The following is a 24,543-nucleotide window of genomic DNA, read 5'->3' on the forward strand; positions in this document are numbered from 1 at the left end:
CCCGCACAGCACGACAGCGAGCCCGTTCCTCCTCGCGGAGGGACGGGCTCGTCGTCGTTCGGCCGTACGCTTGTCGGATGGCCGATTGGAAGTACCCGGTGCGCCGCGCGCGCACGAGCGACGTCCCCTTCATCCAGGAGCTCAGCGAGCCGCTCGTCAACGAGCGCATCCTCCTCGGCAAGGACCGCGTGGTGCTCTACGGCGCCGTGCAGGAGTTCCGGATCGCGGAGTCCGGTGACGGCACCGCCATCGGCTGCGGCGCGCTGCACGTGATGTGGGACGACATCGCGGAGGTGCGCACGCTCGCCGTCGCGAAGGACTGGCTCGGCCGGGGCGTCGGCCACCACATCCTGGAGCGCCTGGAGAACGACGCGCGGGAGCTCGGGCTCAAGCGCCTGTTCTGCCTGACCTTCGAGGTCGGCTTCTTCGAGCGCCACGGCTACGCGCCGATCGGCGAGAAGGTCGTCGACCCCGAGGTGTACGCCGAGCTGCTGCGCTCGCCCGACGAGGGTGTGGCCGAGTTCCTCGACCTCGCCCGGGTGAAGCCGAACACGCTCGGCAACACCCGCATGCTCAAGACGCTCTGAACGCTCGCGCGTCGTAGCCTGTGTCGGTGACTCCGCCTCCCCGCCGCCTGCCCTCCCGGGTCTACCGGCGGCGCAGGGCCGGCCTGATCCTCGCGCTCCTGGTGATCATCGCCGGGATCGCCGCGCTGGTCTCGCTGCAGCCGTGGGCGGGCGCGCGCGGAGCCGCTGAGAGCGCGAGCCCGACGGCCTCGTCGCTACCGACGCTCTACCCCTCGACGGCGCCGGAGGGCTCGCCGCCCGCCGACGCCGCCGCCTGCACCGCCGACACCGTCGCGGTCACGGCCGTCACCGACGCGACGAGCTACGGGCCGGACGAGGCGCCGCAGCTCTCGCTGTCGCTCGCGAACATCTCGAGCACCGACTGCGTGATCGACGCCGGGACGAGCGGACAGGTCTTCACGATCACCAGCGGGTCCGACCCGGTCTGGACCTCGACCGACTGCCAGACGGGTGCGTCGTCCCTGGAGATCCTGCTCCCGGCCGGCACCTCGGTGACGGGCAGCTCGATCACCTGGGACCGCACCCGCTCCTCGCCGGACACCTGCTCCGGCGGGCGCGAGGCTGTCGAGGGGGGCGGCGCGGCGTACAACCTGTCGGTCTCGGTCGCGGGGATCCCGTCGGGGTCGACGACGCAGTTCCTGCTGCAGTAGTCCGTCCCGCCTGTCGCCCTTCAGGGGGAGGTGGCGCGGAACACGCGCGCGTACGCTCACGGACATGATGAGGACGCTCCGCCGGCTCCTGTCCGCGATCACGCCGAGGGGGCGGGGCTCCGGAGCGCGCGGACCCGGGCTGTCCGCGGGAGCGGCGGGGATGCTGCTCGCGGCCGCGCTGGCGGGGGCGCCCACGGCGGCGGCCGGGCCACTGCGGGCGGTCCACGTGGGTGAGCCGGTCGCCGCCGCTGCCGTCGGCGCCGCCGCCATCGGCGCCGCTGCCGTCGGCGGACCAGCACGCGGCGTCGACGACTTCCGCTTCTCCCGCTACGCCGTCGACTACGACCTCGGCCGCGACGCCGAGGGGCGCTCGACGCTGACGACGGTCGAGACGTTCGTCGCGGAGTTCCCCGAGGACCAGAACCGCGGGATGCAGCGGGCGATCCCGCTCGAGTACCAGGGCTACCCGACCGGCGTCGACCTGGTGTCGGTGACGGACGAGACGGGACGGGCTCGGCCCGTCGACACCGAGACCGAGGACGGGATCCTCCTCGTGACGAGTGCCGCGGACGGCTTCGTCAGCGGCAGCCAGACCTACGTCTTCACCTACACGCAGCACGACGTGACGCTGCCCGGCTCCGGAACGAGGAGCGGCGAGGACGAGTTCTACTGGGACGCGAACGGCACGCAGTGGCGGCAGCCCTTCGACCGCTACGACGTCCGGATCCGGCTCACCGGCGGCCTGGCCGAGGCGGCGACCGGGACCGCGTCCTGCTACCGCGGCGCGGCCGGCTCCACCGACGGTTGCTCGATCGGCCGCGACGGCGCCGTGGTGACCGCGAGCGGGACCGACCTGGCGGCGTACGAGAACGTGACGGTCGCGGTCGGCTTCGCGCCGGGGACCTTCACGCCGCGCGACGACGGCTACTTCGCCTCGGGCTGGGCCTGGGCGCAGCTGGCGTCGATGCTCGTGCTGCTCGGCGTGCTCGTCGCGGCGATCCGTCGGCGTGCGACCGTGCTGCGCGATGCTCCAGGGCGCCCGACGGTGATCGCCGAGTACGAGCCGCCCGCGCAGGGGCTCTTCCTCTCCGCGGCGCTGCGCGGGCGGTCCTCGCGCGCACCGGCCGCGGCGCTGCTCGACGCGGCGGTCCGCGGGCTGGTCCGGGTCGAGGAGAAGGACTCGGGGAGGAAGCCGGGCTTCCTGCTCCGCGTGCTCGATCCGGCGACGGCCGCACCGCGACGGGCCGGCCGACCGCGGGTCGTCCCTCCCGTCGACCGGGAGTTCTTCGACATCGCGTTCGGAGCGTCGCCCACGCCGGGCGCCGTCCGTGATCTGAGCGGGAAGGACAAGGAGTTCGGGAAGGCGGTGTCGTCCTTCCAGACGGTGATGTCCGCGCGGGTCGTGGAGGAGGGACTGCGGCGCTCCGGGACGGTGCGCGGCTCCGTGCTGCTGATCGTGCTCGCGGTGGTCGCCATCGTCGGCGTCGTGCTGTCCGGGGCGCTCCTGCTCGGGGCGGCGCTCGGCGGGGCGCTGCCGATCGTGCTGCTCCTCTCGGCGCTGGTCGTGGGGGCGCTGGTCTGCGTCCTGCTCGCGAAGGTGCCGCTGACCGCGGCCGGCGCGGAGCTGCGCGACCACCTGAAGGGTCTCGAGCTGTACCTGCGGCTGGCGGAGGCGGACCGGTTCGCGATGCTGCAGTCGCCCCGCGGTGCCGACCGGCGCAGCGTCGGTCCGGTCGAGGTCGTCGAGGTGACCGAGCGGCTGCTGCCGTGGGCGGTGCTCCTCGGGCTGGAGAAGGAGTGGTCGGCGGCGCTCGCGACCGCCTACGAGCAGACGGGCGAGAGTCCGGTCTGGTACTCGGGGTCGACGGGGTTCCACGCCGCGGCGTTCGCGGGGAGCATCTCCTCGTTCTCCTCGACCGCGTCGAGCTTCGTCGGCTCCTCGTCGAGCTCGTCGAGCGGCGGCGCCGGTGGTGGCGGCAGCTCCGGCGGTGGCGGGGGCGGCGGCGGAGGCGGCGGGGTCTAGCCCGTCCGGCCGCGAGCAGCCCGTCTCGATCTGCTCTCGGCGCGGCGGTCGGCGCGGAGCCGGCTCTTCGCGGCCGCGTAGTCGCGGGAGCTGCGGCTCGAGAGGGCGAGCAGCACGAGGATGTCGAAGGCGACGCTGCCGAGGTTGGTCTGCAGGCTGATCGCCGCGCCGCCCTGGAGCACCGCGGCGAAGGCGGTGATCGTGCTGAGCAGGCTGGAGGAGAGGGCGAGCAGGCGGGCCGTGCCGGAGCCGCGGAGCACGAGTGCGCCGAGGAGCAGCCAGAGGAGCGTCGCCGCCCCGAGGAGGGCTGCGGCGATCGGCCGGGTGGAGGCCTCGTCGAGCGTGGAGCCGCCCGCGGTGGCGGTGCCGCCGTCGAGCCAGGTCAGGTCGTCGAGCGAGGCGGCGCCGGCGAGCAGCAGCACGGCCTGGAGCGCGTACGCGAGGCCGCGGGCGACGAGCATCAGGGCGCCGACGTGCGTGGTGACGGGCCGGCGGAGGACCGTCGCGGACGAGGTGCCGAGTGCACCGGCGAGCTCGGTGGCGGCGACGGGGGCGATCGCGTCGCGCCCGGCGGCCCCGGACGGCAGGGGGATCGCGCGGAGGTCGACGACCGGCAGGTCGCCGTCGGTGACGATGGAGTCGCCGCCGCCGTTGCGGGAGTGGTAGCCGGTGGAGAAGTCCTGGATGACGTCGACCGTCGCCTCGGGGTGGTGCTCGCGGAGGCTCGCCACGATGTGGTCGCGCTCCTGGTCGGTGTCGGGGGAGATCTTGTGCGTGACCTGGAGCGTGAAGAGCGACAGTCCGACGCTGCGGTCGAAGGTGCCGGCGGCGACCCACTCGACGGGAAATCCGCCGGGCAGGAACCAGTTCTCGGGGCAGCGCCAGAAGCGCACGTGGTGGCGCTTGCCAGGGTTGCCGGCGACCTCCTGCTGGAACGCGACGTCCTGCTGCCGCCCGAACACGAAGAGCGGCGAGACGGGGGCGCGGTGGTAGCTGCGGCGGGTGAGCGTGGCGGTGATGATCCGCCGGCTGCTGCGCACCGTGACCTCGTCGGCGCGGGTCCAGCCGGAGGAGGTCATCGCGTGGACCAGCTGCGCGTCGCTGCCCTGGAAGGCGAGGTTGACCGGGTCGCCGAGCAGGCCGTCGCTGGTGCGCGCGCGGCCGATGAAGTAGTCGGGCACGTAGAGGCGGGTGAGGATCCGGTGCAGCCGCGGCAGCACGAGGTAGGCGACGAGGACCCAGACGGCGACGTAGAAGCCGATCTGGGCCCAGCCGGAGCGGACGCCGTCGGTGACGAGGACGACGGCCAGCAGCGTCGCCGCGACGCCGCCGAGGACGAAGAAGGCCTGGTCGAGCAGCGCGGGGATCGGGAAGCGGCGGCGGCGGACCGCCGGTGCGGAGGTGGGGGCGGAGTCTCCGTCCGTGGCGGGACGGTCCTGGTCGGTGCCGGCCCGCTCGGTGTCGCTGCTCACGGCGTCAGCCTAGGGCGGCGGTCCGGCGCGGGGGCCGTCAGCCGACGGGGATGCGGGTGGGCACCGGCACGAGGGCGTGGGTGATCGCGCTCGAGAGGGTGAAGGCGCTGGAATCCAGGTGGGAGGGGTGGCCGAGCCGGGTGGCCTCGTTGGCGCGCTGCTTCGCGCCGGATGCCGGACGGATGTCGCCGGAGAGGCTGATCTCGCCGAAGGCCGCGATGCCGGGGCGCAGCGGCGTGTAGGCGTGGGCCGAGGCGATCGCGACGGCGATGGCGAGGTCGGCGGCCGGCTCCATCAGCTTCACGCCGCCGACGGTCGAGACGTAGACGTCGCAGCGGCGGAGCGGGATGCCCGCCTGGCGCTCGAGCACCGCGAGGATCATCGCGACGCGGGAGGCGTCCACGCCGTTGGTGACCCGGCGCGGGTGGTCGCCGTCGTTCGCGATGACGAGGGCCTGGATCTCGACGGGCAGGGCGCGGCGCCCCTCCATCGCGACGGTGACGCAGATGCCCGGAGTGGGGAAGCGGGTGCGGCTGAGGAAGAGGCCGCTGGGGTCGGGGATCTCGGCGATGCCCTCGGCGGTCATCTCGAAGCAGCCGACCTCGTCGGTCGGGCCGAAGCGGTTCTTGAGGGAGCGGACGAAGCGCAGCGCCGTCTGGCGGTCGCCCTCGAAGTGGCAGACGACGTCGACGAGGTGCTCGAGCAGGCGCGGGCCGGCGATCGAGCCGTCCTTGGTGACGTGGCCGACGAGCACGAGGGGCAGCGCGCGCTCCTTGCAGACCCGGATCAGCGTCGCGGCGACCTCGCGGACCTGGCTCGGACCGCCGGGCAGGCCGTCCACGGTGTCGCTCGCGACGGTCTGCACCGAGTCGACGATCAGGAGGTCCGGGCGGACCTCGTCGATCTGGCCGAGGACGGTGGCGAGGTCGGTCTCGGCGGCGAGGAAGAGGCTGTCGTGCATGGCGCCGGTGCGCTCGGCGCGCATCCGCACCTGGGCGGCGGACTCCTCCGCGCTGACGTAGAGGACGCGCTGGCCCTCGGCGGCGGCGCGCGAGGCGACCTCGAGCAGCAGCGTCGACTTGCCGACGCCGGGCTCGCCGGAGAGGAGGACGACGGCGCCGTTGACGATGCCGCCGCCGAGCACCCGGTCGAGCTCGCCGACGCCCGTGGGGCGGTGCGCCGCGGAGGTGGTCTCGATCTGCGTGATCGGCTTGGCGAGCCGCGCCGCCGTGGGGGCGACGGCGGCGACCGCGCGGACGAGGCCGGTGCGCTCTGTGCTCTCGATCACCGAGCCCCACTGCTGGCACTCGCCGCAGCGGCCGACCCACTTCGCGGTCGTCCAGCCGCACTCGGAGCAGCGGTAGGCGGCGGTGCGCGTCTTCGAGGAGGCCATGGGGTCCTTCCGGGCCGGGGGAGTGCGGGGCTGTGGTGGAGTGCGGGGCAGTGGTGGAGCGAGGGAGCACCGGCGACGCTAGGGCCGGCCTCCGACATCGGAGCGCTCCTTCGAACGTGTCTTCGACACTAGCGGGCACCGCCGACATGCGAACGCGCCGCGCCCGGTCGGTGGACAGCCGGGCGGACGTCCCGGTGGGGAGGAGTCCCGGCGGCACCAGAGCGGCGCACGGGCGGTGTCGGTCGTCTGCGGGAGACTGGGCCCATGACCTCGACGGTGCACACGCTCAAGTCCGGCCGCGCGCTCGGAGTCGCCTGGTCCGGCCCGGAGGACGCCGAGCACGTCGTCGTGCTCGCGCACCCCGCACCCGGCGCCGCCGGTCTCGACCCCGAACCCGCGGCCACCGCCCGCCACGGCGTGCGGCTGCTCTCGTTCGACCGCCCCGGCTACGGTGCCTCGGAGCTGCTGACCGACGTCGATCCCGCCGGCGCCGGTGCCGGGGCGAGCCCGGAGCAGGCCGCCGCCGACATCGCCGAGTACCTGGCCACCGCGGGCATCGCCTCGGTCACCGCGGCCGGCTGGTCGGCGGGCGGCCGCGTCGCCCTCGCCCTCTCGGCCAACTACCCGGGCCTGGTCGGGCGCGTCGCCGTCCTCGGCACTCCCGCGCCCGACGACGCCGTGCCGTGGGTCGGCGAGCAGAACCGGGCGATGCTCGAGCAGCTGCGCGAGCTGCCGGTGGACGAGGCCGTCCGCTCCCTCGCCGCCGCTCTCGACAGCGCGTTCGGGCCGTCGCCCACCCCCGAGTCGCTTCTCGGCGTGCTCGGAGGGGACGCCGCCGACGAGGACGTGCTCGAGGCGCCCGGCGTCCGCGAGCGGCTCCTGGCGATGCTCGAGCGCGCCGTCACCCAGGGCAATCTCGGCCAGGCCGCGGACATCGTCGGCTACACCCTCCAGGAGTGGGGCTTCGCGGTCGAGACGGTCGACGCCCCGGCGCTCCTCCTCTACGGCGGCGAGGACGCGACCGTCGGCCGCCAGCACGGCGAGTGGTACGCCGCCCGCCTGCCCGACTCGCGCCTCGAGGTCGTGCCCGGCCGAGGCCATCTCCTCGCCGTCTCCGAGTGGGACCGGGTGCTCGCCTTCCTCCTGCCCGAGCCCGCCTGACGCCCCGGCGACGGCCGCAAGCCCGCGCTAGGCCGCGGTTCCCGCGCCGATTGGCGGGATTCCGGAGCCTCGCGTACACTCGTCCTCGGTACCGTGTCCGAGCGGCCGAAGGAGCATGTCTCGAAAACATGTGTGGGCTTGCGTCCACCGTGGGTTCAAATCCCACCGGTACCGCCAGTCAGAACCCCCGAGTCAGCGAGAGCCGACCGGGGGTTCTGTCGTTCCCGGACCGCGCGACACCGTCGGCGGAGGCGGATGGTGACAGCTGTCAAGCTCTCGAGGACGGGGCCGGTCACGTGGAGCGACAGAGGAAACGCGCCTCTCGTACCCCCGGTGCAGAAGCTGCCTAGGCTCTCGGTCGATGACATGGCGAGAGCTCCTTCTCGCCCGGCGGAGGACGTAGGTTTGCCAGATGACACCGACAGCTCGAGCAGCGATGAGGGGCCTGGCCCATGGAGCATTCGTGGGAATGACGGGCGACAGACGGCGCCTGGGCGAGATGAAGAAGGTGCTTGGTCACCCGACGCCGACCGAGGTCTCATCCATGGAACGCTCGACGCCGAAATCGAAGAAGAATCTGAGCGCTCCGGCACGGTAGAGGCGATCGCTCGAAGCCGATCGTTTCGAGGTCCTCTCCCTCCGGTCGCGATGATCGAGGGATACGAGCGCGTCGTCCCGGGCAGTGCCGAGAAGATCGTCGATGCGCATGTCGCGAATGAACATGCTCGCGCGGGAGCGCTGACTCGGCTCACGAGGGCGGAATCCGTCGGTGTGATCGTCGGAGCGATCGGGTCGCAGCTCCTCGCTGTCGGAGGCCTCGCGGCCGGTGTCGTGCTCATCGTGCAGGGCTTCCCAGCGGAGTCATTGCTCGGCTTCGTCCCTGCGGTGATCAGCTCTGGTGCGCTCGTCGTCTCAGCGGTGAGGGGCGGCAAGGTCGATGAGACCGGTGACCTGAGCCGGCATGCACCGCGGCGGGCCCGATCGGTACCGCCAGTCAGAACCCCCGAGTCAGCGAGAGCCGACCGGGGGTTCTGTCGTTCCCGGGTGCGTCGCTCCTGGTGCTCGGGGACGACGATCCTCCCGTGGACGTGAGTGACCCCCGTCCGAGGCTCCTGACCATCGTGGCGCGCATCGTGCTGGCGATGGTTGCGCTGCCATGATACGTTCACCGAAGCGATGTTGACGTGGACATCCGCGCAGTGGAGACGCCGATCGAGCGCCGCTGCACGAGCACCACAGGTACAAGGAGGTACCCATGAAGATGGACAGGAGAGGGCTTCTCGCCCTCGCAGGCACGGCAGCGCTCGCGGGCGCGGTCACGGCGGTGGCCGGGCCGGGCGCCGCACCCGCGCACGCCGCCACCGGCACGGCCGTCGTCGACCCCGGGCAGCGCGGACCCGTGTGGGAGGGCTTCGGCACGGCGCTCTGCTGGTTCGCGCACCGCATCGGCGGCACGGCGGCCGTGCGCGACACCTACGCCGATCTGCTCTTCGACCGCGACAAGGGTCTCGGGCTGAACATCGTCCGCTACAACATCGGCGGCGGCGAGAACCCGGCCTACCCCGGGCACATGGACCTGCGCGCCCGCATCCCCGGCTACCTCGCCTCCGCCACGGCGGCCTACGACTGGTCGGCCGACCCGAACCAGCGCTGGTTCCTCCAGGCCGCCAAGTCGCGGATTCCGGCGAGTGAGTTCCTCGCGGAGTCGTTCGCCAACTCGCCGCCCTGGTGGATGACGATCTCGGGCAGCGTCACCGGCGGCAGGAACGCCGCCGAGAACCTGCGCCCCGACAGCTACGAGGCCTTCGCCCGGTACCTCGTGACGGTCAACGAGCGCTTCCGCACGACCTGGGGTGTGCCCTTCCGCACGCTGTCGCCGGTGAACGAGCCGAGCGCCGCCTACTGGACCTTCGGCAACCGGCAGGAGGGCAACCGGATGCTCCCGGCGAACCAGGCGATCATGCTCAAGGCGCTGGCGGACGAGCTCGCGCGGCAGGGGTCGCCGACGCGGATCGCGGCGTCGGACGAGACGAGCATCGACGTCGGCCGGGACACGGTGGACAGCTGGTCCGCGCAGACCCGCGCGCTCGTCGGGCAGTACAACGTGCACAGCTACGAGGGCTCCGACCGGACCGGCTTCAAGACCGCCGCGCGCGGCACGCGGATCTGGGACTCCGAGCACGGCAACGGCGACGCGAGCGGCACGACCCTCTCGCAGAACATCCTCTGGGACGTGAAGTGGCTCGGCGCGAGCGCGTTCGCCTACTGGCAGGCGGTCGACTCCGGTGGCTGGGGGATGCTCGACACCGACCTCAACAACGCCTCCGCGGACCTGTCGAGCTACACCCGGAACAAGAAGTTCTGGGCGATGGCGCAGTGGAGCCGCTACATCCGCCGCGGCTACCGGGTGATCGGCGTGAGCGACAACGACACCGTCGCCTTCCACGACGAGGCCGGCAGGCGCGTCGTCCTCGTCACGGTCAACACCACCTCGACGGCCGCGACGGTCACCTACGACCTCACCCGATTCGCTCCCGCCACCGCGACCGTCTCCGGGGTGCGCACCAGCGGCTCCCAGGACCTCGCGGCGCTGCCCTCGGCCGCGCTCGCCGGCAACCGGTTCACGGCATCCGCTCCCGCGATGTCGACCACCACGTGGGTCGTCCCCTCGATGACCCTCAACTAGAAGGAGAGTTTCAATGACGAAACGACGAGGACGGATCAGGCTGGCGCTCATGGCGCTCGCCACGGCGGCGCTGGTCGCGGTCACGGGCCTGGCGCCCGCGACGGCGGCGCCGCAGACCGTCACGAACGGCACGCAGTTCCTCACCACCCAGGGCCAGCCGATCCACGGGCACGGCGCCGGGCTGCTCAAGGTGGGGCAGTACTACTACTGGGTCGGTCAGAGCACCGACGCGGACAACCGGTTCATCTCGGTCCCGCTGTACCGCTCCACCGACTTCAAGAACTGGGAGTTCCGCGGCGACATCCTCACCAAGAACTCGGCGCCGGAGCTGAACGTCTCCACGATCGAGCGGCCGAAGCTGGTCTACAACGCCGCGACCCAGAAGTACGTGCTCTGGATGCACTGGGAGAACGGGCAGAACTACTGGGAGGGCCGGGTCGCGGTCGCGACCTCGAGCACGATCGACGGCTCCTACGCCTACCAGGGCAGCTTCCGGCCGCAGGGCTACGAGTCGCGCGACATGACGGTGTACCAGGACGACGACGGGTCGGCGTACCTCTTCTCGTCGACGGCCATCCCCACGACGAACGCGTCGACGGCGATCTTCAAGCTCAACGCGTCGTACACGAACGTCGAGTCGTTCCAGGGCCTGCACTGGGAGAACCAGTCGCGTGAGGCGCCGACGATCTTCAAGCGCAACGGCGTCTACTTCGCGCTCTCGTCCGGGACCACCGGCTGGAGCCCGAACCAGAACAAGTACTCCACGGCCACGAAGATCACCGGGCCGTGGTCGACGCCGACCGACTTCGGCGGGCCGACCGGCAACCGCTCGCAGCCGACCTACGTCGCGACCATCAGCGGCACCGCCGGCACGTCCTACCTCTACATGGGCGACCGCTGGGCGGGCGCGAACAACGGAGCGGTCAACGACTCCAGCTACGTCTGGCAGCCGCTGCAGTTCCCGTCGAACACCTCGGTCGCCATGCCCGAGGTGGACGGGGTCGTCATCGACACGGCGGGAACGGTGAACGCCGCCCCGGCGCTGCCCCGGTCGACGATCAAGTCGGCCTCGAGCGGACTCTGCGTGAACGTCGCGGACGACTCGACCGCGACCGGCTCGAAGGTGGTCCAGTGGACCTGCGGCAACGGGTCGAACGCAGTCTTCGCCCGCGCGTCGGCCGGTGGCTACGTGCAGTTCCAGACGCAGCACAGCGGGCTCTGCCTCGCGCAGTCGGGGAGCTCGGGTTCCGGTGGCGCGCTGGTGCAGGCGCCCTGCACGTCCGGACAGACGTCGCAGTGGCAGCTGAGCGGTCAGACCATCGTCAACCGTGCGAGCGGCGCCTGCCTCGACGTGCCCGACGAGAGCACGACCGCGGGTCGTCAGCTCGGGACCTGGTCCTGCAACGGAGGCAACCACCAGAAGTGGAGCTTCGTCGCCTAGCTGAGGCGTGAGGGCCGCGCGGTGGGGGGAAACCGCCGCGCGACTCCGCGCCTCGTGCGGGGGCGGGCGGGCCCATCGGGTCCGGCGCCCGCCGACCCCCGCCAGTGGAACCCCCGGTCAGCGCGAGCCGACCGGGGGTTCCGTCGTGCCCGGGTGAGGGGCGATCGGGCTCCTCACCCGCATCCGGATCGGACGGAGGAGCGAGCGGTCATTCCTCCGCAGCGTTCTCGACCACGCGGCCCGCGTCCCCGGCCGGACGCCAGACATAGCTCTTGCTCCGCCGGGAGCGCACGAACAGGCCCGCTTCCTCGAGGCCGAGGAGGTCGACTCGAGCGGTCTCTCCGGAGACGCGGTGAGTGGTGGCATGGCCGTGCACGGTGAACTCCGACTGCGGATCGCGGAGTGCCGACTCCAGTGCGGCGAGCTGCCGAGGATTGAGGTCGTTCGATCGGCGATCGAGCAGGGCTCTCATGTCCCGCAGTTCAGCGCTCTTGCGCTGGAGGTGTCTCTGCAGGTCGTCGAGCGCCCGCGTGTAGACGTCGACGTGGTGAGTGAGGAAGTACGTGAGATCACCGTCGTCGTCCTCGGTGAGCAGGTACGCGCCCGCATACCTGGCCGGAGCGTTCTTGAGGATCCGAGAGACGGTGAGGTACTCCGTCACCCAGTACCCCTGCCGGAGCATGCTCCAGTAGAAGAGGATCCGCGCGGTCCGGCCGTTGCCGTCGGCGAAGTAAGGGTCGTAGCCGATCATGAAGTGCAGGACGATCGAGCGGAGCGGAGCGGGGAGATAGGCGGTGTCGCCGTCCTCGCCGTTCGCGAAACGGCAGAGTGCCTCGAGCCGATCGGCGAGCTCGGCGGCCGGCGGCGGCACGTGCAGGATCTGGTCGTCGTCTCCGAAGATGCGGACGCGCTCGTCGCTCTCCTGCTGGGGGCGTCCGGCGTCCTCGGGATCGTCGAGCGTGCCATCGGTCACGATGCGGTGCAGCTCGAGGACGAGCTCCGGGGTGAGCCGCTCCTCGGTCACCTCTCGGATGCGCTCCATCGCGCGGTAGTTGTTCAGGATCATGCGCTCGCTCCTCGTTACGGGGCGGCGACCGGAGACGAGCATCTCCTTGGCCACGCGGCGCGAGGTGGAGGCGCCCTCCAGTTGACTGGAGGTGATCGCCTCTTCGATGAGCGAGCTGACGACGTACCGGTCTCGGTCCCCCTGAGAGACGGCGAGCTCGGGCATCGAGATCGTGCCGCTCGCGCGGGCCGCGATCTCCTCGCACCTCCGGAGGAGGTGATCGGTGAGCGTGTACGAGAAGGCCTTGCCTTCCTTCGAGAGGAGGGAGACCGTGCGCAGCCCGGACTGACGACGGAGCTTGAGGGCCGCCCAGAGTTCCTGGACGGTGAGGCCGGCGGGAGGAGTCCGGTAGCGGATCTTGTCCCAGGGCAGGTAGGCGCTGTCGTCGAGATCGGCGCCGACCATCGCCGAGACGATCCGATCTCGGCCTTCGCCGTGCAGGACCGCGGCCCAGTCGGGGGGCGGCATGGGGACCTTCACCGTCGCACCCGCCTCTCGTTGCTCCAGATTCTGTCACGATCTGGAGCAGATCTGGAGGTGGATGACGTGCTCTGCACGCGCGTCGTCGGTCAGCGGGTGGCGGCGGTTCCGCTGTGCGTGCGGGAGGCGATCGCGTGGGACAGCAGGGTGGCGGCCACGCCGACGGCGACGCCGATCGCGGTCTCGAGGGCGCGGTCGCGCAGGAGGACGAACTCGTCAGTGTGGTGGGCGAGCTCGACCATCAGGATCGCGAGCGGGGTGATCAGGGCGAGGGTCAGGCCGTAGTTGCGGCCGACGACGAGCTCGGCGAGCATCTGCAGCAGCACGACGACGCCGATCGTGGCGAGCGGGGACAGCGGCAGGGCGAGCAGCGCGGCGGCGATCGCGACGCCGATGACGGTGCCGAGCATCCGGTGGCCGGCGCGGACGAGGCGGGCGGTCGCGTCGGCGCCCGAGACCGCCGCGACGGCGGAGACCATCGCCCAGTAGGGGTGGCCGAGGCCGGTCGCGGTGGGGATCGCTCCGGCGATCAGCACGACGGCGCCGAAGCGGAGCATCCCGGCGCGGGTCGTGGAGCGGACGGCGGCGGCGCGGAAGGAGGGGCGCCAGGGCGTCGCGGGCAGCAGCCGGGCGCGCGGGGCGGCGATCCCGCTCACTCCGATGAGCAGCGAGAAGGCGGCGGAGGCGGCGGCGAGGGCGAACGCCTCCGGGATCCGCGTCGCCGCGACGGGCACCGAGGCGCAGGCGGTGACGGCGAACACCGGGAAGAGCGGGCCGGGCGGGTGCCAGTGCAGCGCGTCGCTGAGGTAGGCGGCGCCGACGGCGGCGAGCGTCACCACCGGGATGATCAGCCAGTCGCGCTGCGGCGACAGGGCGACGGCGGTGCCGATCGTCACCATCGCCACGAGGTAGGCGGCGGCCGAGGCCTGCATCAGCAGGCGCGGGCGGTGGGTGTGCCGGCGTCCGTACAGCGCGGTGAAGGCGCCGAAGGTGGCGTAGAGGGCGAGGTCGGTTCGGCCGAAGACCCAGAGGAGGAGGAGCGGCACCGCCATCGAGATCCCGGCGCGCAGGGCGACGCGGTGGGCGCCGTCGTGCGGGCCGAAGGCGACCAGCTCGCGGGGGTGCGGCAGCGCGCTGCGGAGGGAGGGGGTGGCGGGCATCGGAGTCCTCGGGTCGGCGGGCGGGTCCGAGCGGCACCGGCCGGAGAGGTCGTTCACGGGTGAACCAGATATACTTTACTCGTGAATCATCTTTTGTCGAGCGACTCGTCGCGTCCGGACCCCGGCGCGTCTCCGGACGCCGTCGATGAGATCCGTGCGGGCTGGCGTCGGCTGCGGCCCGAGCTGGACACCTCGGCGGTGGACGTCGCGGGTCGCCTGATCCGCGCCTCCGCCCTGCTGGTGCGCGCGACCGAGGAGCGGCTCGCCGCCTTCGAGCTGACCCGCGGCGAGTTCGACGTGCTGACGACGCTGCGCCGGCTCGCCGCACCGCAGTCGCCGACGACGCTGCGGACGATCGGCCTCGCCTCCGCCCCGGCCGTGACGAAGCGGCTGCACGCGCTCGAGCGCCGCGGGCTGGTGCTGCGGACCGCGAACCCGGCGGACGGGCGCGGCGCGCTGATCGCGCTGACCGCCGAGGGGACCGCGCTGGTCGACGCCGCCTTCCCCGAGGTGCTCGAGGTGGAGCGGGAACTGCTCGCCGCGGTGCCCGACGCGCTCCGCGACGACGCCGCCCGCGGCCTGCGGGCGGTGCTCGCGAGCATCGAGGCGGCGCCGAGGCCGTGACCGCGCCCGCACGCCGCGGCTACCGTGGAGCCATGCGCCTCACGTCCAGCTTCACCGTGGACACGCGGCCGCCGGTGCTGCAGCTGGTCAAGACGGCGGCGGCGACCGTCGTCACCTGGATCATCGCCGCGCTGATCTTCCCCGGGACGCTGCCCGTCTTCGGCGCCATCGCGGCGCTGCTGGTGGTCGCGCCCAGCGTGAACCAGTCGTTCTCCAAGGCGCTCGAGCGCAGCGTCGGCGTGATCATCGGCGTCGTCGTCGGGTCGCTGATCGGGACGCTCTTCGGCGACGACAGTGCGATCGTCCTCGGCGCGATCGTCGCCGCGATCGCCGTGGGCTGGGCGGTCCGGCTGACACCCGCCTCCGCGGTGCAGATCCCGATCAGCGCGATGCTCGTGCTCTCGGTCGGCTCGGTGACGCCGAACTACGCCGTGGACCGGATCCTCGAGACGCTGATCGGCGCGGCCGTCGGGATCGTCGTCAACGCGCTGATCGTCCCGCCGATCACCCTCGCACCGGCGGAGCGGGCCGTCGGCGACCTCACCGCGCAGCTCGCCGCGGCGCTCGACGACCTGGCCGACGTGCTCGAGACGAGGGTCGGCCGGGAGCGCCTCAGCGAGCTGCTGATCAACGCGCGGCTGCTGCAGACCATGCAGACCAAGGCGGAGGAGGCGATCGCGACCGGTGAGGAGTCGCTGCGGCTCAACCCGCGCCGCTCCGCGCACCGCGACCGGCTGCTGGCGCTGGACTCCGTCACTCCGCGGCTCGCCCGCATCGTGACGCGCGTGCGCGGGATGACCCGCACGGTGCACGACCTCTACGACCAGGAGCTGGTGGGCGAGCCGACGATCGGGGACATCGCGGTGCAGCTGCACCGGGCGGCGCACGACCTGCGGCTGCTCGTGCAGTCCTCGGTCGCGGTGCCGGAGCCGGAGCCGATCACCGACGAGCTGCCGGCGCTCACCGCGCCGCTGGTGATCGTGACCCCGCACCCGGAGCACTGGATCCTGCTGGGGGCGCTCGCCGAGGACCTGCGGCGCATCCGCGAGGAGATCGTGGGCGAGGAGTCCTGAGCGGGCTCCGCGCTCAGCGTGCGGCGGGCGTGTCGAAGAGGCCGGGCCCGGAGTCGCCGTCTCCGGCATCGGTGTCGGACTCCTGCAGGGCGGCCGGGTCGGTCGCCTCCGCGTGCTGGGTCTTGCCCTCGGCGATCAGCGAGTCGTCGTCGACGAGGATGCCGGCGAGCTCGGTCACCCGGCCGTGGATCGCGCCCAGCGGGTCCTCGATCGGGGCGTCCTCCTGCGAGCGGTCGATCTCGTCGTCCGGGAAGCGGCGCAGCTCGGACTCGCCGCGGTCGGGCTGCGGCGCGCGGGCGTGCTCGACGCAGAGCCGGGCGACCTCCTCCGCGTGGGCGTGCATCACGGAGTGCGAGGCGTCCGGGATCTCCCAGGCGCGCGCGTGCGGGATCGACTCGGCGACCTCCTCGGCCCACTCCCGCGGGACGAGGCGGTCGTACTCGCCGCGGATGACCAGCGTGGAGGCGCGGATCCGGGGCAGGACGTCCTCGATCCGGTACTGCATCATCTCGGGCAGCACCCGCGAGAACCAGCGCGGGCCGCAGAGCAGGTACGCGGCGGCGGCGAGGACGGCGACCTGGACCGGCTCGCGGACGCTCGACTGGAGGAAGCGCCAGGCGGCGACGGGGATGCGGCGCTCGTGCGGGTTCATCACCGGGCCGAGCAGGACGATCGTGGTGAGCTCGGGGCGGCGCGCGGCGAGCTCGGCGACGACCTGCGTGCCCATCGAGTGGCCGAGGACGACCGGGTCGTCGAGGCCGAGGTCGTCGATGACCGCGCCGACGAGCTCGGCGTAGTCGCCGATGGTCATGTGCCGGGCGTTCGGCGGGTGCGGGACGCCGCCGAAGCCGGGCAGGTCGAGGGCGTGCACGGGGCCGAACTCGTTGAGCGCCGGGGCGAGCCGCTCGAAGTAGGTGGCGGCGACGCCGATGCCCGGGACGAGGACGAAGGTGCGCTCGCCGGTGTGGCCGACGGTGTTGACGCGGGCGTAGACGTCGCGGCGGTGGACGCGGAGGACGGAGACGTCGGTGTTCTTGTAGCGGCGGCGCGGGTCGCGCCGGCGGGAGCGCGTGGTGGAGAAGACGTCGCGCAGGCCGTGGCGGACGCTCGAGGCGAGGGCGCGCAGGGGGCGGCCGGGGTAGGGCACGGGCGCCTCCTCGGGTGTCGCGGCGCAGCGGCCTGGCGGGAACGGGTCGGGGGAGAGCCTAGGCGCTGGCCGATCCGCTCAGATCAGCATGTCCTCGGAGCGGTGGAGGATCAGCCGGGCGGGCCCGATGTGGAGGACGCCGTTGGTGAGCGGAGCGCAGCGGACGCCGCCGCGGCGCCGCATCGCCTTGAAGGCGCCGGGCGCGAGCGAGACGTCCATCCAGGCGCAGGGGTTGGCCGGCCGGCCGCCCTGGAACTCGATCCGCTCGCCGCCCTGCTCCACCGCGAAGGTGCGGCCGGCGAGCGCGTCGATGTCGGCGCCGCGCACGATGATGTTGCGGCGGGTGTCGGCGGGGTCGAACGCGGCACGGCCGAGCTCCGCCGCGACGTGCTCGAGCGACTCGATCGCGAAGAGGGTGACCGCGGCCGTCCGGTGCGCGCGCTGGGCGAAGTAGCGGTCGCCGACGATGCCGAGTCCCGCGCGGATCTCGATCCGCTCGGGCTGCTCGTTGCCCTCGGAGGGGATCGGGCCGTCCGCCGGCCGCCCCTCGAACCGGTGCAGCGGCGAGACGACGAAGCGCACGAGCTCGATCGCGGCGGCCTCCATGCCTGCCACGGTACGCGGGCCCGGGCGGGCGCCCGCTCGATTCGCGGAGGGGCTCCCCGATGTGTATAGTCGTACCTCGTTGCGTGCGCCTCCCAAGGCCACGCGATGGACTGCGCCCGTAGCTCAACGGATAGAGCATCTGACTACGGATCAGAAGGTTGGGGGTTCGAATCCCTCCGGGCGCACTCTGGTTGAGACAGAACAGGACGGCCCGCTTCGGCGGGCCGTTCTTGGTTTAATGACTCGGTGAGCCGCTCGCGGCCGCGGCGCAGCGCCAGTGCAGGACGCCGAAGCGGTGTCAGCCGGTGTATCGCGCGAGTGGTCGACAGCCTCGGCAGAGCTGCCGCGGTCCGCGGTCGCGCTGAATCCGACGTCGGGGGCTGCTCGCGGGACGTCGCGCGCCAGCTCGGGTACGGGGCGGCGGCGGCGCGAGGGGGAGGGCTAGCGTCGTCGAAGCGGGATCTTGCGCAACTCGGGTTCCGGTCTCGTGCGGTGGACGGTTGCGGCGGGGCGGGCGGCCCTGCATACTCAAAACCACACGACGCAAGGTTTTGGGCACGACCGCTCGATTCTGCACACTCGATGACGAGAGGGAACGATCATGACGACGTCCAGCGGATCCGCGGCGGGGATGCCCTCGGGCATGACCACCGCGACGGCGACGGTGCGGGGGCACCACTCGTTCTCCGAGCCGACCGAGCCGGCGACGAAGGGCTACGTCTTCTGGCTGCTCGCGGCGCAGCTGATCTTCTTCATCGCCCTGCTCGGGCCGGCAGTCGTCGGCATCGGCCTCAAGATCCAGTCGCTCGTCGAGTCGGGCGAGATCGCGCAGGACGGCGCGACCGGCGCCGCGGCGGTGCTCGGCGGCTTCGGCGCCCTCTTCGCCACGATCGCGAACGTCGTCGTCGGCCGCCTCTCCGACCGCACGACGAGCCGCTTCGGCCGGCGCCGGATCTGGATCGTGACCGGCACAGTGCTGATGACGGTCGCCTTCGCGATCATGGCGCTCGCGCCCACCCTGCTCGTCGCCACCGTCGGCTGGTCGCTCGCCCAGCTCGGCGCGAACATGACGCTCGCCCCCTTCACCGCGACGCTCGCCGACCAGGTGCCGAAGTTCCAGCGCGGGAAGATCACCGCGGCGCTCGGCATCGCGCAGAACGTCGGCATCCTCGGCGGCACCTACGTCGCCCAGGCGTTCGCCGGCCAGCTGGTCGTGATGTTCGTCGCCCCGTCGATCCTCGCGATCGTCGCCATGGTCGTCTTCGCGGTCGTGCTGCCCGACAAGCGCCTGCCGCAGGCGCCGCCGCGCGCGACGCTGCGCGACTGGGCCGAGACCTTCTGGGTCAGCCCGGTGAAGAACCCCGACTACGCGCTGGCCTGGTGGTCGCGCTTCCTGATCATCTTCGCGAGCTTCGGCTTCACCACCTTCCGCTTCTTCTACCTCCTCAACCACATCGGCGTGGAGGAGGGGAGCATCCCGGCCGTGATCACCACCAGTGTGCTGATCTACACGGTGACCCTCGTCGGCGCGAGCTACTTCGCCGGCTGGCTCTCCGACCGGATCGGGCGCCGCAAGGTGTTCGTCTGGAGCTCGACCGCGCTCTTCGCGATCGGCACCTTCGCGCTGATCTTCGTGCAGGACATCGGCGCCTTCTACGTCCTCGAGGCGGTCCTCGGACTCGCCTACGGCATCTACGTCGGCGTGGACCTGGCGCTCGTCGTCGACGTGCTGCCGAACCCCGACGACTCCGGCAAGGACCTCGGCGTCTTCAACATCGCCAACGCGCTGCCGCAGACGCTCGCGCCGCTGGTCGGCGGCATCCTCGTCTACGTCAGCGACCCGACCGGCAACAACTACGGGCTGTGGTTCACGGTCTGCGCACTGGCCGCAGTGGTCGGCGCACTCGTCATCCTCCCCATCAAGAAAGTCCGATAGGCCTTTCTCGGACGTCCATAGGACAGGCTGGTCGGAGACGACAGTCCTGCCCGCACCACCATCACCAGTGAAAGCGACATCGATCATGACTCTGCCCCTGGCCTCCATCCAGCTCTACACGCTGGCCAAGGAGTTCTCCGAGGACCCGAACGGCTCGCTCGAGAAGCTCGCGGCGATCGGACTGAAGAACGTCGAGGCGTTCGACTTCGTCCGCCGTCCCGCCGAGATCCGCGCCGCGCTCGACGCGAGCGGTCTCGCCTCGCCGACCGGCCACGCTCCGCTGCTCTCCGACGAGCTGTGGACGCCGGACGGATCCATCCCGACCCCCGCCCCCGAGGTCGTCTTCGAGGCGGCCGCGCAGATCGGCATCCAGACCGTCATCGACCCCTTCGTCTCGGCCGAGCGCTGGCTGACCGAGGACGGCGTGGCGGACATCGCCGACCGCCTGAACAAGGCCGCCGAGGTCGCCGCGACCTTCGGCCTGAAGGTCGGCTACCACAATCACGCGCAGGAGTTCATCGCCTCCTTCGACGGCCGGACCGCCTACGAGCGCTTCGTCGCGACCACCGACGAGCGCGTCGAGATCGAGCTGGACCTGTTCTGGGCGCTGACCGGCGGCCAGGACGGCCCCGCGCTGGTGTCGAAGCTGGGCTCGCGCCTGGTCGCGGTGCACGTCAAGGACGGCATCGCGCCGGCAGAGAACCCGTTCGCCCCCGGCGCCGCGGCCTTCGGCTCGGACACCCTCGACCAGCGCCGCCCGGGCGAGGGCGACGTGCCGCTCGTCGAGGCGCTGAAGGCCGGCGAGGGCGCGATCAAGTACGCCGTCATCGAGTACGACAACGCCCCCGGCGACGTCTTCGCGGACATCCAGGCCAGCTATGACTTCCTCGTGAAGGGCGGGTACGCGGCATGAGCGGGCCCATCGGGATCGGCGTCATCGGCGTCGGCGTCATCAGCGACACCTACCTCGAGAACCTCGCGTCCTTCCCGGACGTCGAGGTCCTGATCGTCGGCGACCTGCTGCTCGACCGGGCGAAGAGCCAGGCCGAGAAGCACGGCGTCCCCGCCTGGGGCTCCGCCGAGGACGTCCTCGCGCACGCCGGCGTGCAGGTCGTCGTCAACCTGACCATCCCGGCCGCGCACGTCGAGGTCTCGGCCGCGGCGATCGCCGCGGGCAAGCACGTCTGGAGCGAGAAGCCGCTGGGCCTGGACCGCGCCGGCACCGCGCAGCTGCTGCAGGACGCCGCCGCCAAGGGGCTGCGCGTCGGCTCGGCGCCGGACACGCTGCTCGGCCCGGGCTTCCAGACCGCGAAGCGCGCGATCGCGGACGGCGTGATCGGCGAGCCGATGTTCGCGTCCACCGTCTTCCAGACGGTCGGACCGGACCTCTGGCACCCGAGCCCGGCCTTCCTCTTCGCGGAGGGCGCGGGACCGCTCCTGGACATGGGTCCGTATTACTTCACCGGACTCGTCAGCCTGTTCGGACCGGTCGCGCGGGTCGCCGCGCTCGGCCGCAAGAAGCTCGAGGAGCGGGTCATCCGCTCCGGCCCCGACGCGGGGACGACGTTCCCGGTGGAGGTGCCGACGTCGCTGCAGGTGCTGACCTCGTTCGCGGCCGGGCCGCAGGCGTCGAGCCTGCTCAGCTTCGACTCCGCGCTCGAGCGCCACGGCGTCTTCGAGATCCACGGCACGGAGGGGTCGATCGTGATCCCCGACCCGAACCAGTTCGAGGGGCGCACCGCCTACGTGAAGGCACGCACCTCGATCGCCGACGGCCAGTGGGGCGAGCAGGAGTGGACCGAGATCGAGCAGAAGGGCACGGTCGTCGGCCGCGGCCTCGGCCTGCTCGACATGGTCCGCGCGATCGCCGAGGACCGCCCGCACGTCGCGACCGGCGAGCTCGGCTTCCACGTGCTCGACGTGATGCTGTCGGCGCAGGAGTCGGCCGAGAGCGGCGAGTTCGTCGCGATCGACAGCACGCTGTCCGCGCCGGTGCCCGCGGTGCCGGTGGACTTCGACCCGTTCGCGCAGACGCTCTGACGCGCTGACGGTCTCGCAGTGGCCCCCGCTCTCCACTTTCGGAGGGCGGGGGCTTCGGCGTGTGTGGTCTCGATACGCCGCTGCGCGGGTGCTCGACCAGCATGCAAGGGTGCTGCGCGGGTGCTCGAGCAGCAGGGGTGGGGCCGTTGCGCGGCCGCGGCGGCAGAACATCGGCTGGAGGCGCGTGTCATCGCTGATGGGCGATGAGACGGGCTCCTGGCTGATGTTCTGCGTCCGCGTCGGGCGATGACGACGTCGGAGGGGACGCTGCAGGGCCGCCGTGCTGAGGATGTGGGTCTCGATACGCCGCTGCGCGGCTACTCGACCAGCATGCAGGGGCCGCTGCGCGGGTGCTCGGCCAGCATGGAGGGCCGCTGTGCGGGTGATTGACCAGCATGGAGGGGCGCTGCGCGGGTGCTCGACCCGCATGCAGGGGCGCTGCGCGGGTGCTCGACCGGCGTGCAGTGCGGGTCAGGGGGACGGGGGCGTCAGCTCGCGGCGGAGGCGGGCGAGGGTGTCGCGGAGGCGGGTCTTGACGGTGCCGATCGGCAGGCCGAGCTCGGTGGCGATCTCGGCGTGGGTCAGGCCGCGGACGTAGGCGAGGAAGAGCAGGTCGCGGTGCTTCGGGGCGAGGCGGCGGATCTCGGCCGCGGCACGGCGGAACTCGCCGGCGATCTCGCCGTGCGACTCCGCCTCGTCGATCTCGCGGAGGTAGCTGTGGATCGCGTAGCGGTGGTCGCGCTCGCGGGAGGACTGCGCGGCGCGGACCCGGTCGATGGCGCGGCGGCGGGCGATGACGGCGACGAGGTGCTGCTGCTCCTCGAGGACCGCGTGCCGGCCGGCGGAGCGCCAGAGCTCGAAGTAGGTCTCCTGCGCGACCTCCTCGGCCTGCGCGTGGTCCTGCAGGATGCCGACGGTGATCGAGCGGACGCGGCGGACGGTGCGCTCGTAGAGCCGGCGGAACGCGGCGTGGTCGCCGTCGGCGAGCGTCGGGACGAGGTCGTCCTGCGCGGACGGGGCGCCGTCCGTCACGGTGCGCCCGGGTGCGGAGGCGTCAACCGAGCCGCGCCTCGGGAGTGTGGCCGACGTCCTGGGCCAGGCGCTCGAACGCGGCGACGGCCTCGTCGTTGCTGACCCGCCCGGCGTCGACGCCGTCCGCGATCCGGAGGATCTCGAGCTTGCGGTCGGCGCGAGCGGCCGTGTCCAGCGTCGACGTGCTGAGTGCTGCGGTGGCCTGGACCCGCGCCACGATGGTGCGGACCTGCCAGCGGCGGCTGTTGAACGACATCCCGCACTACCTCCTCGATCGGCCCCGTGCATCATTCGGAGCCGCGGCTCTGTCCGATGGGTGTCGGGGAGGAGGGGAGGAGTCAGGGCAGCTGGTCCTCGAGGTGGAAGACCTCGGTCAGCTGCAGGAAGCCGGTGTCGGGAGCGCCGTCGAGCTCGACGAAGAACTCGGCCATCTCGGCCTGCCAGCGGGCGTTGACCTCGGTGGCGGCCATCCCGGCGCGGGCGGCCTCGAGCGACGGGGTCTCGAAGTAGCCGATCAGCAGACCGTCGGGGCGGAGGAAGAGGGAGTAGTTGTTCCAGCCGGTGGCCTTCAGGGCGGCGGCCATGTCGGGCCAGATCGCGGCGTGCCGGCGGGTGTACTCGGGGATGCGCTCGGGTCGCACCTGGAGCTGGAAGCAGACGCGCTGCATGGGGTGGGGCCTCTCGGTGGGGGATCTCGATACGCGCCCTGCGGGCGCTACTCGATCAGCATGAACAGGGTCGCCCTGCAGGCGGCTGATTCACAAGCATGCCGCGCAGGCGCCGTTCGATCGGCGTGACTTCATGCTGGTCGAGTAGCCGCGGAGCGGCGTATCGAGACCCACCGTTTCATGGACGGTGGATCTCGATACGCGCCCTGTGGGCGCTACTCGATCAGCATGCCTGCGGAACGGGTCAGAAGTCGAAGTCGGCGATGTTGTCGGCGGTGAAGGTGAAGGGGTCGCCGAGCAGGACGGTGCCGTCGGCGTCGACCGTGAAGGAGCCCAGGTCGCCAGCCTCGAAGGTGTCGCCCTCGGCGCCGGTGATGTCGCCGTCGATCAGGGCCTTCGAGGCATAGGCGGCGAGGTAGCCGAGGTCTCCCGGGTTCCACAGCGCGAACGCGGTGACGGTGCCGTCCTCGACGAACTCGCGCATCTGGTTCGGCGTGCCGAGACCGGTCAGCGCGACCTTGCCCTTGAAGTCCGAGGTGGAGAGGTAGCGGGCGGCGGCGGCGATGCCGACCGTCGTGGGCGAGATGATGCCCTTGAGGTCGGGGTGGGTCTGCAGGAGGGCCGCGGTCTTGTCGAACGAGGTCTGGTCGTCGTCGTCGCCGTAGACGGTGTCGACGAGCGTCACGTCCGGGTGGTTCGCGGTGAGCTCCTCCTCCATCAGCTCGATCCAGGCGTTCTGGTTCGTGGCGTTCGCGGAGGCGGAGAGGATCGCGACCTCGCCGCTGTCGCCGATCTGCTCGGTGATCAGGTCGACCTGCGCCTTGGCGATGCCCTCGGCGGTGGCCTGGTTGATGTAGAGGTCGCGGCAGTCGGCGTTGGTGTCGGAGTCGAAGGTGACGACCTTGGTGCCGTTGTCGCGCGCCTCGTTCAGCGCGTCGCAGATCGCCTTCGGGTCGTTCGCCGAGACGACGATCGCTCCGGCGCCCTGCTGGGTGAGCGTGTTGATGTAGGAGACCTGCGCGTCGGGGGAGGCCTCGGCGGGCCCGACCTCGGCGTAGGTGCCGCCGAACTCCTCGATGGCCTTCTCGCCGCCGGCGTCGGAGGTGTCGAAGTACGCGTTGCCGAGGTTCTTCGGCAGGAAGGTGATCGAGTAGTCGCCGGAGCCGGCGTCGCCACCGGAGTCGCCGCCGGCGTCGCCGTCGGAGGCGGAGCAGCCGGTCGCGACGAGCGCGACCGAGACGGCCAGTGCGGTGAGGGTGCCGAGGCGGCGCCCACGGGAGGAGAACATCATCGTCTGC

The 24,543-nt window shown here is 72.0% G+C and carries 22 protein-coding genes and 2 tRNA genes; 13 read left to right on the plus strand and 11 right to left on the minus strand.

The annotated features are described in order from the left end of the window. The first annotated feature begins 77 nt into the window (after positions 1-77). The 3 genes from EDF45_RS13645 to EDF45_RS13655 all read left to right on the plus strand — a co-directional run bounded on the left by EDF45_RS13645 (position 78) and on the right by EDF45_RS13655 (position 3,260). Positions 78-587 carry an amino-acid N-acetyltransferase gene (locus EDF45_RS13645; protein WP_123446786.1) on the plus strand — a complete coding sequence of 170 codons (510 nt, stop codon included), beginning with the start codon at positions 78-80 and terminating at the stop codon, positions 585-587. Between the two features lie 26 nt (positions 588-613). After that, complete coding sequence (locus tag EDF45_RS13650) at positions 614-1,237, plus strand: hypothetical protein (RefSeq protein ID WP_243581157.1); 624 nt, start codon at positions 614-616, stop codon at positions 1,235-1,237. Positions 1,238-1,301: 64 nt separating this feature from the next. After that, entirely contained in the window at positions 1,302-3,260 is a 1,959-nt protein-coding gene (locus EDF45_RS13655; protein WP_148060287.1) for a DUF2207 domain-containing protein, read from the plus strand. Here the strand turns inward: EDF45_RS13655 and EDF45_RS13660 are convergent. Beyond that, positions 3,257-4,732, minus strand: a complete 1,476-nt coding sequence (locus tag EDF45_RS13660; RefSeq protein ID WP_123736623.1) for an LssY C-terminal domain-containing protein — start codon at positions 4,730-4,732, stop codon at positions 3,257-3,259. The genes EDF45_RS13655 and EDF45_RS13660 overlap by 4 nt on opposite strands. 37 nt (positions 4,733-4,769) lie before the next feature. Then, positions 4,770-6,125 carry a DNA repair protein RadA gene (radA, locus tag EDF45_RS13665; protein ID WP_123736624.1) on the minus strand — a complete coding sequence of 452 codons (1,356 nt, stop codon included), beginning with the start codon at positions 6,123-6,125 and terminating at the stop codon, positions 4,770-4,772. Between the two features lie 264 nt (positions 6,126-6,389). On the opposite strand from radA, the gene EDF45_RS13670 reads away from it, so the two are divergent. Together EDF45_RS13670 and EDF45_RS13675 are read left to right on the plus strand one after the other, a co-directional pair. Further along, positions 6,390-7,286: an alpha/beta fold hydrolase gene (locus EDF45_RS13670; protein WP_123736625.1), complete on the plus strand. Its 897-nt coding sequence runs from the start codon at positions 6,390-6,392 to the stop codon at positions 7,284-7,286. Positions 7,287-7,373: 87 nt separating this feature from the next. After that, positions 7,374-7,463: transfer RNA gene (locus EDF45_RS13675), tRNA-Ser, on the plus strand. Positions 7,464-7,802: 339 nt separating this feature from the next. Here the strand turns inward: EDF45_RS13675 and EDF45_RS13680 are convergent. Further along, positions 7,803-7,994 carry a hypothetical protein gene (locus tag EDF45_RS13680; RefSeq protein ID WP_148060002.1) on the minus strand — a complete coding sequence of 64 codons (192 nt, stop codon included), beginning with the start codon at positions 7,992-7,994 and terminating at the stop codon, positions 7,803-7,805. A 547-nt stretch (positions 7,995-8,541) separates the two neighbouring features. Between EDF45_RS13680 and EDF45_RS13685 the strand changes: the two genes are divergently transcribed. Further along, complete coding sequence (locus tag EDF45_RS13685) at positions 8,542-9,972, plus strand: glycoside hydrolase (protein WP_123736626.1); 1,431 nt, start codon at positions 8,542-8,544, stop codon at positions 9,970-9,972. 13 nt (positions 9,973-9,985) lie between these two features. Further along, positions 9,986-11,413 (plus strand): RICIN domain-containing protein, encoded by a 1,428-nt coding sequence (locus tag EDF45_RS13690; protein WP_221181128.1) that lies wholly within the window; start codon positions 9,986-9,988, stop codon positions 11,411-11,413. A gap of 208 nt (positions 11,414-11,621) precedes the next feature. Here EDF45_RS13690 and EDF45_RS13695 read toward each other — a convergent pair whose 3' ends face one another. Both EDF45_RS13695 and EDF45_RS13700 read right to left on the minus strand, forming a co-directional pair. Beyond that, positions 11,622-12,947 (minus strand): Fic family protein, encoded by a 1,326-nt coding sequence (locus EDF45_RS13695; RefSeq protein WP_260312203.1) that lies wholly within the window; start codon positions 12,945-12,947, stop codon positions 11,622-11,624. Positions 12,948-13,048: 101 nt separating this feature from the next. Then, positions 13,049-14,119, minus strand: coding sequence for an FUSC family protein (locus tag EDF45_RS13700; RefSeq protein WP_148060288.1), 1,071 nt, complete (start codon positions 14,117-14,119; stop codon positions 13,049-13,051). Between the two features lie 81 nt (positions 14,120-14,200). Between EDF45_RS13700 and EDF45_RS13705 the strand changes: the two genes are divergently transcribed. After that, positions 14,201-14,743 (plus strand): MarR family winged helix-turn-helix transcriptional regulator, encoded by a 543-nt coding sequence (locus tag EDF45_RS13705; protein WP_123736630.1) that lies wholly within the window; start codon positions 14,201-14,203, stop codon positions 14,741-14,743. 32 nt (positions 14,744-14,775) lie between these two features. After that, positions 14,776-15,816 (plus strand): aromatic acid exporter family protein, encoded by a 1,041-nt coding sequence (locus EDF45_RS13710; RefSeq protein WP_123736631.1) that lies wholly within the window; start codon positions 14,776-14,778, stop codon positions 15,814-15,816. Between the two features lie 13 nt (positions 15,817-15,829). On the opposite strand, the gene EDF45_RS13715 is transcribed toward EDF45_RS13710, so the two are convergent. Both EDF45_RS13715 and EDF45_RS13720 read right to left on the minus strand, forming a co-directional pair. Further along, complete coding sequence (locus tag EDF45_RS13715) at positions 15,830-16,963, minus strand: alpha/beta fold hydrolase (protein WP_260312204.1); 1,134 nt, start codon at positions 16,961-16,963, stop codon at positions 15,830-15,832. A 78-nt stretch (positions 16,964-17,041) separates the two neighbouring features. Further along, complete coding sequence (locus EDF45_RS13720; RefSeq protein WP_123736632.1) at positions 17,042-17,569, minus strand: MOSC domain-containing protein; 528 nt, start codon at positions 17,567-17,569, stop codon at positions 17,042-17,044. Positions 17,570-17,681: 112 nt separating this feature from the next. On the opposite strand from EDF45_RS13720, the gene EDF45_RS13725 reads away from it, so the two are divergent. The 4 genes from EDF45_RS13725 (at position 17,682) to EDF45_RS13740 (ending at position 21,545) form a co-directional block, all read left to right on the plus strand. After that, positions 17,682-17,754, plus strand: a tRNA-Arg gene (locus EDF45_RS13725). Between the two features lie 416 nt (positions 17,755-18,170). Beyond that, positions 18,171-19,505 carry an MFS transporter gene (locus EDF45_RS13730; protein WP_221181129.1) on the plus strand — a complete coding sequence of 445 codons (1,335 nt, stop codon included), beginning with the start codon at positions 18,171-18,173 and terminating at the stop codon, positions 19,503-19,505. 85 nt (positions 19,506-19,590) lie between these two features. Next, entirely contained in the window at positions 19,591-20,418 is an 828-nt protein-coding gene (locus EDF45_RS13735) for a sugar phosphate isomerase/epimerase (RefSeq protein WP_123446773.1), read from the plus strand. After that, a complete protein-coding gene (locus EDF45_RS13740) occupies positions 20,415-21,545 on the plus strand; it encodes a Gfo/Idh/MocA family protein (protein WP_123736633.1) in 1,131 nt (376 codons plus the stop codon). Before EDF45_RS13735 ends, EDF45_RS13740 begins: the two co-directional genes overlap by 4 nt. A 471-nt stretch (positions 21,546-22,016) precedes the next feature. Here the strand turns inward: EDF45_RS13740 and EDF45_RS13745 are convergent, their stop codons facing one another. From EDF45_RS13745 to rhaS, 4 genes are all read right to left on the minus strand, one after another. Further along, positions 22,017-22,577 carry a sigma-70 family RNA polymerase sigma factor gene (locus EDF45_RS13745; protein ID WP_132437981.1) on the minus strand — a complete coding sequence of 187 codons (561 nt, stop codon included), beginning with the start codon at positions 22,575-22,577 and terminating at the stop codon, positions 22,017-22,019. Positions 22,578-22,599: 22 nt separating this feature from the next. After that, positions 22,600-22,833 carry a hypothetical protein gene (locus EDF45_RS21300; protein ID WP_165909178.1) on the minus strand — a complete coding sequence of 78 codons (234 nt, stop codon included), beginning with the start codon at positions 22,831-22,833 and terminating at the stop codon, positions 22,600-22,602. 82 nt (positions 22,834-22,915) lie between these two features. Beyond that, a complete protein-coding gene (locus EDF45_RS13750; RefSeq protein WP_123705497.1) occupies positions 22,916-23,245 on the minus strand; it encodes an L-rhamnose mutarotase in 330 nt (109 codons plus the stop codon). Between the two features lie 244 nt (positions 23,246-23,489). After that, the gene (rhaS, locus tag EDF45_RS13755; RefSeq protein ID WP_123736635.1) at positions 23,490-24,536 is read right to left on the minus strand and encodes a rhamnose ABC transporter substrate-binding protein; all 1,047 of its coding nucleotides are present in this window, start codon (positions 24,534-24,536) and stop codon (positions 23,490-23,492) included. Positions 24,537-24,543 lie beyond the last annotated feature (7 nt).

This window comes from Rathayibacter sp. PhB186 (assembly GCF_003751825.1).
GTDB lineage: Bacteria > Actinomycetota > Actinomycetes > Actinomycetales > Microbacteriaceae > Rathayibacter > Rathayibacter festucae.

What these genes read in the sequence shown, in the direction of transcription:
- EDF45_RS13645 (WP_123446786.1), top strand. Translation starts at nt 78, where the DNA reads ATGGCCGATTGGAAGTACCCGGTGCGCCGCGCGCGCACGAGCGACGTC.
- EDF45_RS13655 (WP_148060287.1), top strand. Translation starts at nt 1,302, where the DNA reads ATGATGAGGACGCTCCGCCGGCTCCTGTCCGCGATCACGCCGAGGGGG.
- radA (WP_123736624.1), bottom strand. Translation starts at nt 6,125, where the DNA reads ATGGCCTCCTCGAAGACGCGCACCGCCGCCTACCGCTGCTCCGAGTGC.
- EDF45_RS13670 (WP_123736625.1), top strand. Translation starts at nt 6,390, where the DNA reads ATGACCTCGACGGTGCACACGCTCAAGTCCGGCCGCGCGCTCGGAGTC.
- EDF45_RS13680 (WP_148060002.1), bottom strand. Translation starts at nt 7,994, where the DNA reads ATGCGCATCGACGATCTTCTCGGCACTGCCCGGGACGACGCGCTCGTA.
- EDF45_RS13685 (WP_123736626.1), top strand. Translation starts at nt 8,542, where the DNA reads ATGAAGATGGACAGGAGAGGGCTTCTCGCCCTCGCAGGCACGGCAGCG.
- EDF45_RS13690 (WP_221181128.1), top strand. Translation starts at nt 9,986, where the DNA reads ATGACGAAACGACGAGGACGGATCAGGCTGGCGCTCATGGCGCTCGCC.
- EDF45_RS13695 (WP_260312203.1), bottom strand. Translation starts at nt 12,947, where the DNA reads ATGCCGCCCCCCGACTGGGCCGCGGTCCTGCACGGCGAAGGCCGAGAT.
- EDF45_RS13700 (WP_148060288.1), bottom strand. Translation starts at nt 14,119, where the DNA reads ATGCCCGCCACCCCCTCCCTCCGCAGCGCGCTGCCGCACCCCCGCGAG.
- EDF45_RS13710 (WP_123736631.1), top strand. Translation starts at nt 14,776, where the DNA reads ATGCGCCTCACGTCCAGCTTCACCGTGGACACGCGGCCGCCGGTGCTG.
- EDF45_RS13720 (WP_123736632.1), bottom strand. Translation starts at nt 17,569, where the DNA reads ATGGAGGCCGCCGCGATCGAGCTCGTGCGCTTCGTCGTCTCGCCGCTG.
- EDF45_RS13730 (WP_221181129.1), top strand. Translation starts at nt 18,171, where the DNA reads ATGACGACGTCCAGCGGATCCGCGGCGGGGATGCCCTCGGGCATGACC.
- EDF45_RS13735 (WP_123446773.1), top strand. Translation starts at nt 19,591, where the DNA reads ATGACTCTGCCCCTGGCCTCCATCCAGCTCTACACGCTGGCCAAGGAG.
- EDF45_RS13740 (WP_123736633.1), top strand. Translation starts at nt 20,415, where the DNA reads ATGAGCGGGCCCATCGGGATCGGCGTCATCGGCGTCGGCGTCATCAGC.
- EDF45_RS21300 (WP_165909178.1), bottom strand. Translation starts at nt 22,833, where the DNA reads ATGTCGTTCAACAGCCGCCGCTGGCAGGTCCGCACCATCGTGGCGCGG.
- EDF45_RS13750 (WP_123705497.1), bottom strand. Translation starts at nt 23,245, where the DNA reads ATGCAGCGCGTCTGCTTCCAGCTCCAGGTGCGACCCGAGCGCATCCCC.
- rhaS (WP_123736635.1), bottom strand. Translation starts at nt 24,536, where the DNA reads ATGATGTTCTCCTCCCGTGGGCGCCGCCTCGGCACCCTCACCGCACTG.